Consider the following 7,503-nt stretch of genomic DNA (forward strand, 5'->3'; position numbering starts at 1 on the left):
CCCGGTCAGCCACAGGAGCCCGGCGAAGAGCAGGACGGGCGGCTGGAGCGCCGCCGCGATCCCGACCAGGACGCCCTGGGCCCGGTGGTCGCGGACCGCCAGCAGGCCGACGAGGACGAGCAGTACCGGCAGGATGCTGGTCTGCCCGAGGTGCAGGGCGTTGCGCACCGGCAGCGACACCATGAACAGGGCGACGGCGACCGGAGTGGCGAACAGCGCGGTGCGGCGGCCCACCGGGGTGGGCAGCGCGCGTGCCGCGACGACGCCGAGCGCGACGACGAGCAGCAGGGAGACCGTGGTCCAGGCGATGCCGAGGGCCTGCTCCGCCGCCGCGTCGAGCGGCTTCAGGACGAGCCCCGCGAAAGGTGTCCCGGTGAACCGGTCCGCGTCGTAGAGGGAGCCCTTGACGCGCAGGACACCGTTCTCCCCGGTCCAGGTCTCCAGATCGGTCAGCCGTTCACCCGGCGGCTGTCTGAGCACCACCGTCATCTGCCGCACGGCCAGTGCGGCGACGATCACCCAGAGCACGATCCGGGCCGTCCCGGCCCTCGTCTCCGCGTCCGTCGCCACACTCCCGCGCACGCCGTGTTCCGCATTCGCCACGCTGCGCCGACCCTCCCGCCGTTTCGCGCACATTCCCGCGGATACGGGTCGTGCCCATGAAGCCTCGCATTGCCCCCGGAGGTAGACGCCATCAACCCCCACTTCGCCTGACCTTCATGTCGTTTTGCCCAAAAGATTGCCCTCCCCGCCCCATCCGCCCCGTACCGCCCGAGGGCCCCACGTGTCCCGCCGCCGTCGGCGAAATTCGCTTCCCCCTCACCCCGCACGATGATCGGATCGGCCCATGACCTGGACTTTGACCCCTGAGCGATTCGACGCGCCGGACGCGGCACGGCTGCTGCGGGACTACTACGACGAGCTCGCCAGCCGTTACTGGAAGCGGCCGGCGACCGAGGCGGAGATCGACGAGGGGCTGACGGACGACGGCGTCGACCGGCTCGCCCCGCCCACCGGCCGGCTGGTGGTGGGCCGCTTCGACGGGGTGGCCGCGAGCTGCGTCGGGGTGTTCCTCGACCGCGCCACGGCCACCGCCGAGCTGACCCGGGTCTACGTACGCCCCGCCTTCCGGGGCACCGGGGGCGGCGGGCTGCTGATGGCCGCCGCCGAGGACGTGGCCCGCGAGGCCGGTATGCGGCTGCTCCGCCTCGACACCCGGAGCGACCTGGTGGAGGCGCGGGGGCTGTACGCGAAGCACGGCTTCCGGGAGATCCCGGCGTACAACGACGGCCCGTACGCCGACCACTGGTTCGCCAAGGAGCTGTGAGGGCGGCCGTGCGCGACGCGCGGGTTCGAGTCCCGTTACTCACCCTTGGTGGGGAAGCCCCTGATCTGCGGAAACGCAGATCAGGGGCTTCTTCGTGTCCTGCGCCGGTCAAACGCGCGGCCGGATTTTCGACTCACCGTTCACCCCATGGCAACGATCAGGAAGCGGGTCCGCAAGGGCGGGACGGCAAGCCGGGTCCGCCGGCTGACGCAGGGCGCGGTGGCCGGCGGCCTGCGAAGCCGAAAGGTTCGAGGACCCGGAGCAGGCGAAAGCGTTCCGGAAGCCCGTCGACGTCCACATGTAGCAGTGGCCCTGCGATGGGCTCCCGGTCAGGGCTTCATCGAGCCTGCGCAGGGATTCCAGCTTCGCAAACCGGAACCGGTTATGACCTCAGAATCTCGGAGGACCACGCTGACGGCGGTGACGCACCCGGCCCAGTCACGTCCTGGCCATAGAGGCACAGAGGGCGCGCCCATCGACGGACTTGACGAGTGGTTTCCGGTGCCCGCGAGCGAACTCGCCGCGACGACTGATCTTTGCACGCTCTTTGCTCTACTCACAGTCGCGAACATGACAGCGTGGTTATGGTCGTAGACCCGGTTGGCCGACGGAGGTGGCAGACGCACGTCATGGGCGACGACGGCGAGATACTCGACATCAAGATCGCTGATCTGAAGGCGACCGCACCCGCCTTCCTCACCGAGAGCGCCGCGCTCGGCCGCGCGCTCCATGACCTGAAGCTCGCACTGGCCAACGCCGGGTCCGCCTGGGGGAACGACGACCAGGGCACCGACTTCCATGAGGCGTACGGCCCTCGCGTCCGTCAGATCGAGGACTCGACGAAGATCCTCACCGAGGGACTGGCCAGCATCCACCTCGCCATGTCGGACATGGCCGACGGCCACATCGAGAACGAAAAGCTGGTCCGTTCGATGTTCAGCAGGATCCAGGTCGATCCCCGCGGTGGCAAGGGCGACGATCAGTGAGCGTTGCCGACAAGGCCCGGGAGGTCGTCCAGGACCTCACGGGGATGTGGTGGCCCGACGCCGACGAGGGCAAGCTGCGCGATGCCGCGAAGGCATGGCGGGGCTTCGCAGACGACGTCGAAGAGGTGACCGCCGCCGCGAACAGGGCTGCTCGCACCATCATCGAGCACAACAGGGGCGAGGCCGTCTCGGCCTTCGACGACCCGTACTGGCGCCGCTACTACCACGGCGGGAGGGGCTGGCTGCAGGACCTCGTCGACGGCGCCCGCGCCATGGCCAAGGCCTTGGAGACGTACGCCGACGCCGTACACGGAGCCAAGAAGACGCTCGAACACGAGCTGGAGATCGTCGGCGCGACCATCGCCGCGGGCACGGCCCTGGCAATTTTCACCGCGGGTATCTCCGAGGGTGCCGCCCTGGCCGCCGCGGCGACGGTCACAGAACTCGCCGGCACCCTCGGTGTTGCTGTCTCCACCGAGATCGCCACCATCGCCGGCACCACCCTGGCCACCGCCGCCTTTGCCGGCATCGAGTCCGTCACCGTCGACCTCGCCGTCACCCAGCCCATCGCCATGGCAACCGGCGAGCAGAAGGACGGGCTCAACCTCGACGAGGCTCAAAGTGCTGGAGTGTACGGCGCGCTGACCGGCGGTCTCCTCGGCGGAGCCGGAGCCACCTACCAAGTTTCCAGAGCTGGGGGGTTATCCAGTTTCTTCGACGACATCGACGTCGGCCTCGGGGGGCCGCGTACGGCTCTCGCCGGAGTCCCGGGCGGCCTCTCGGGCGTCTCTGGTGACCTCGCGAGCGGTGATGCGTACGCGATGCGAGTCAGTGGTTCCGGCGGCGGTGCGGGCACAGGCCCTGGAAGAGGCCCCTGGCCCTCGGTGAGCAGTGTCGAGGGACCCGCAGCCGGCAAGGACCTCAAGCCCCCAAATCCCCGGCATACGGTCTCGGGAGCAGGCAGTGGCGAGGTCAGAAAGGTGAGCAGCATCATCCTTCGCGGCTACGAAAAGGATGTCACCCAGGACATCGCCGACATCGCCGCCGGCAAGGCCACCTACAACAAGGCCATCAGCCGCTACGAGATCAATGGACGGACGTACGGCGTCGAGGAGACTGGAAGGACTTACCCGGACGGCGGCACGGGTATCGCCAAGCTGGACGCGAACGAGTACGCCGCCCTGCAGCAGATCGTCAAGGCCAAGGGTGACCTGAGCGCTGCGCCGCAGTTGACCAGAAACCCCCGCTTCACGAACAACCCGGGCATCGTAGAGAAGGCCCTGGCCATCTATAACGGGACCTATCAATGACCTACAACTTCCTCACCGTCGAATCGCTCCACCTCGACAACCTCGCCGCGGCGCTCGCGCAGTGCCTGCGCGTGAGCGTGCAGGACGTGGACGTCGCGGACGAGGACACCGACCAGGACCTGCGCAACTGGGATGCCCTGGTGCTGTGCGAGAAGACGGTGGTGTCGGGCGATGTCTCCACGTCTCTGGACATCTACGTCCAGAATTCCGTGCAACCACAGCCCACCGAACGTGATGTGGCATCCGCCTTGGCACGGTTGATGCCCGCCCTGGTCCTGTTTCCGGCAGAGGAGGCCCCGCCGAGTGCCTACTGGCTGGCGGCAGAGGACGGGCTTGTCACACGGGTGCGACTGAATGCATCTGACGACGAGGAGTCGGGCTACACGATCGACACCGTCGAGGCCCCCGTGGCGCGGCTACCGCAGGTCCCGGTCGCCCGCATCCCCGAGGTGGTCCGGGAGCAGCCGATCGCCACACCTCTCGCTGCCGCCTTCAACGCACACCTTCAGCGCTTCCAGCTTGAGGAGACCAGAACTCCTGGGACTGCGCAGTGGCTCGCAAACGATCGCCTGTGTGCTTGGGAGAAACTGGTCCGGCAGCTGGAATCGGACTGGGCGCCGTCCGGTTGGTGTCCGCCCGATCTCTACCGCGAACGCCTGGAAGCACGAGACGAGCTGGACCGCGTCCGGGATCAACTCCCGGACAACGTAGTTGCGTTGCTCGAGAGTGCGCTCGAGCCCCTGGACGCACTGTTCGCCGAGTTGACCGTGGAGGATACCGGCCTGCTCCGCAAGGAGCTGCTTCGGCCTGACGACAGGGCCTCGGCACTCGCCTGGTGGTGGGCCCGGCACCCCGAGCCCCTGCCATGGTGACACGGCAACGCCCCTCTGCCGACCCGGGCGATCAAGGTACGGCGTCAGCACCACCCACGCATGCGCCACCGCCCACCGCTGCCCCGTCCAAGCCCGAGCGCTCGTCGAACGCGGCATGGCGCGCCGGAACACCTGACAGGTCTTCCGGAGATCCCTGGACCAGCAGGACGATTCCGTTCGGCCATGGCCGAACGGAATCGCGGGCAGCGTCACGCCAACGCGCACCGCGTCATACATATGCGCCCGTTCGTCCGCTTTCCCAGCAAAGCCGCAGGTCACGATCGGAGTACAGAGCAGGTTCGAGTCCCGTCACTCACGGCTGAAGAAGGCCGGCGGCGCCCGACCCGCGGCCGTGGAACACCGGCTCTCCCGTCGGGGGAGGCACGTTTGCCCGTAGCGGGGAAAGCCGTGCGGGCTCCCGGACCGGGCACCCCTGCCCGCGCCCTCGGGGCAGGGGTGTTTCGGTCCGGTCAGACCGCCGGGCCGGGGTGGTGCGGTTCGGCCTGGTGGTCCCGGGGCGCCTCGGGCAGGTGGGGCTGCTCCTTCCTGGAGCCGCTGACCTCGGCGGTCAGCTCGGTCACCAGCGCGACCAGATCGGTCGGGCGGTCCGGTCCCCACCAGTCGCCGAGCATCTCGGCGAGGGAGTCCTCGCGGGCCCGGGAGAGCCGTACGACCGCCTCCGCACCCGGCTCGGTGAGCACCAGCTGCACGCCGTCGCGGCGCGCGAGTCCGCGCCCCTCCAGTTGGCGGGAGGCGTCGATGATGACCTTCAGCGGCAGCGGGGTGACGTCGGCGAGCCGGGCGGGCTCGACCGCCCCGTGCCGCTTGATGCGCAGCAGCAGCCAACTGGCGGCGGGCAGCAGGTCGTACCCGGCGCGGGCGGTGATCTTCTCGTAGATCTCGCGCCGCCCCTCGCGGGTGGCGAGGACGGAGAGGGCGCGGGCGCACTCGTCGTAGGAGGAGCGTTCGACCGGGTTCGAGGCCAGGGTTTCGGTGGTGTCGGGCGCGGTGACCGAGCCGCGCAGCTTGTCCTCCCTGAGGAACCACGCGACGACGAACGCGATCAGCACGATCGGGGCCGCGTAGAGGAACACGTCGGTGATGGAGGTCGCGAACGCGTCGAGGACGGCGGGCCGGAGGTCGGCGGGAAGCTGACCGATGGCGCGGGGGTCGGCCGCCAGCCCTCCGGCGTCGACGTCCGGTGGCAGCGCCCGGCCGGCGAGCGCGTCCGCGAGCCGGTCGTTGAGCAGAGTGGTGAAGATGGTGCCGAAGATGGCGACCCCGAAGGAGGCGCCGATGGACCGGAAGAACGTGGCGCCGGAGGTGGCGACGCCCAGGTCCTCGTAGGGGACGGCGTTCTGCACGACCAGCACCAGGACCTGCATCACCAGGCCGAGGCCGGCGCCGAAGACGAAGAAGTAGGCGCTCATTTCCCAGGTGGAGCTGTTCACGTCGAGCCGGTGCAGGAGCAGCAGTCCGATCGCGGTGATGGCGGTGCCGAGGAGCGGGAACACCTTCCAGCGGCCGGTGCGGCTGACGATCTGCCCGGAGCCGGTGGAGGTGAGCAGCAGCCCCAGCACCATCGGCAGCATGTGCACGCCGGACATGGTCGGGGTGATGCCCTTCACGACCTGGAGGAACGTCGGGAGGTAGGTCATCGCGCCGAACATGGCGAAGCCGATGACGAAGCTGATGAGGGCGACGAGGCTGAAGGTCCTGATCCGGAAGAGTTTCAGGGGCAGTACGGGTTCGGCGGCGCGCCGCTCGACGGCCACGAAGACGATCAGCAACACCACGGCGAGGACGGCCAGCCCGATGATCTGCGCGGAGCCCCAGTCCCAGGTCGTACCGCCCAGGGAGGCCACCAGGACCAGGCAGGTCGCCACGGCCGCGATGAGGAAGGTGCCGAGGTAGTCGATGGTGTGCTTGGTCCGTCTGACCGGGATGTGCAGGACGGCGGCGATGACGATCAGCGCGACCACACCGATCGGGAGATTGATGTAGAACACCCAGCGCCAGGAGAGATGTTGGGTGAAGAGGCCGCCCAACAGCGGTCCGAGCACGCTGGTGACGCCGAAGACGGCTCCGAACAGCCCCTGGTACTTGCCGCGTTCCCGGGGCGGCACGATGTCGCCGACGATGGCCATCGAGAGCACCATCAGTCCGCCGCCGCCGAGCCCCTGGAGAGCGCGGAAGCCGATCAGCTGCGGCATGTTCTGCGCGAGGCCGCAGAGGGCGGAGCCGATCAGGAAGATGACGATGGCGGTCTGGAAGAGCTTTTTACGTCCGTACTGGTCACCGAGCTTGCCCCAGAGCGGGGTGGCCGCCGTCGCCGCCAGCATGTAGGCGGTGACCACCCACGACAGGTGCTCCAGCCCGCCGAGCTCGCTGACGATCGTGGGGAGTGCCGTGGAGACGATCGTCTGGTCGAGTGCGGCGAGCAGCATGCCGAGCAGCAGCGCACCGATGGCCACCAGGATCGTCCGCGTGGACCGCCCTTCCCCGGGCGCGAGCGGCGGACTCGACTGCTGGGCCATGGGTGTCTCCTCGGATCTCCAGGTACACACCATCCTTACCTCTATGTCCGCTTATGGCCTGCTGAGCGGTGACACCGCGTCGAACGCACGCTCGGCGCACTGCATAATCCAAGACAATTCAAGGGGAGGGGACCCACGATGACGGGACAGACGTGCCCGAACTGCGGCGGCCTGCGCGACAGCAGACCGCCGGTACCCGGGCCGGGCGCGACACCCGCCTGCGGATGCGCCGCCGCAGGCACCGGAGCGGCACCGCAACCGGCGGAGACCACCACCGGGAAAGCCGGGAAGGCCGACGAGACAGCCGCGGCCGAGGACTTCGACCCGCTGCGGATCAGGCCCTACGTGACGCTGCCGAACGCCGACGGGTCGGCGCGGGAGGCCGACGGGGCGGCGGCCGTTTCCAGGGGCCTCCACACAGGAGTCGCCGGAGATAGTATGGAGTCCAGTGCTTTATCAACAAAACAAGTG

Annotated in this window: 6 protein-coding genes and 1 pseudogene; 5 read left to right on the forward strand and 2 right to left on the reverse strand. The window is 68.9% G+C overall.

Annotation, left to right across the window (positions count from 1 at the left end):
* The coding region (locus ACWD3D_RS30595; protein WP_451463999.1) for a glycosyltransferase 87 family protein at positions 1-636 on the reverse strand (636 nt) is incomplete at its 3' end.
* Positions 637-847: 211 nt separating this feature from the next.
* Between ACWD3D_RS30595 and ACWD3D_RS30600 the strand changes: the two genes are divergently transcribed.
* From ACWD3D_RS30600 to ACWD3D_RS30615, 4 genes are all read left to right on the forward strand, one after another.
* Positions 848-1,327 carry a GNAT family N-acetyltransferase gene (locus ACWD3D_RS30600; RefSeq protein ID WP_451464000.1) on the forward strand — a complete coding sequence of 160 codons (480 nt, stop codon included), beginning with the start codon at positions 848-850 and terminating at the stop codon, positions 1,325-1,327.
* Positions 1,328-1,911: 584 nt separating this feature from the next.
* The gene (locus ACWD3D_RS30605) at positions 1,912-2,313 is read left to right on the forward strand and encodes a hypothetical protein (protein ID WP_451464004.1); all 402 of its coding nucleotides are present in this window, start codon (positions 1,912-1,914) and stop codon (positions 2,311-2,313) included.
* Complete coding sequence (locus tag ACWD3D_RS30610; RefSeq protein ID WP_451464001.1) at positions 2,310-3,623, forward strand: WXG100-like domain-containing protein; 1,314 nt, start codon at positions 2,310-2,312, stop codon at positions 3,621-3,623. The genes ACWD3D_RS30605 and ACWD3D_RS30610 overlap by 4 nt, the downstream gene beginning before the upstream one ends.
* Entirely contained in the window at positions 3,620-4,495 is an 876-nt protein-coding gene (locus tag ACWD3D_RS30615; protein WP_451464002.1) for a hypothetical protein, read from the forward strand. Before ACWD3D_RS30610 ends, ACWD3D_RS30615 begins: the two co-directional genes overlap by 4 nt.
* 470 nt (positions 4,496-4,965) lie before the next feature.
* Here ACWD3D_RS30615 and ACWD3D_RS30620 read toward each other — a convergent pair whose 3' ends face one another.
* Positions 4,966-7,032: a DHA2 family efflux MFS transporter permease subunit gene (locus ACWD3D_RS30620; RefSeq protein WP_451464003.1), complete on the reverse strand. Its 2,067-nt coding sequence runs from the start codon at positions 7,030-7,032 to the stop codon at positions 4,966-4,968.
* Between the two features lie 138 nt (positions 7,033-7,170).
* Here ACWD3D_RS30620 and ACWD3D_RS30625 point away from each other — a divergent pair.
* Positions 7,171-7,503, forward strand: a pseudogene (locus tag ACWD3D_RS30625) (hypothetical protein); the annotation flags it as partial.

It is taken from the genome of Streptomyces sp. NPDC002690 (genome assembly GCF_053592415.1).